Genomic DNA, 244 nt, shown 5'->3' with positions numbered 1-244 from the left:
GAGTATTTAGCCTTGGAGGATGGTCCCCCCATATTCAGACAGGATGTCACGTGTCCCGCCCTACTTGTCGTACGCTTAGTACCACCGGTCCGATTTCACATACGGGGCTATCACCCACTATGGCTCCACTTTCCAGAGGATTCTGTTATCGGTCCGACTATCACGTACAGGCTCTTCCCATTTCGCTCGCCGCTACTTTGGGAATCTCGGTTGATTTCTTTTCCTGCAGCTACTTAGATGTTTC

The 244-nt window shown here is 50.8% G+C and carries 1 rRNA gene; it reads right to left on the bottom strand.

What is annotated here, in order from left to right:
• Positions 1–244 (bottom strand): 23S ribosomal RNA (locus tag GCN74_RS29760); the annotation flags it as partial.

Origin of the sequence: Janthinobacterium sp. FT14W (genome assembly GCF_009208755.1) — a bacterium.
GTDB classification, from domain to species: domain Bacteria; phylum Pseudomonadota; class Gammaproteobacteria; order Burkholderiales; family Burkholderiaceae_D; genus Janthinobacterium; species Janthinobacterium violaceinigrum.
The sequence above is the reverse complement of the archived record's forward strand: the minus strand, read 5'-3'. Positions and strand labels throughout refer to the sequence as shown.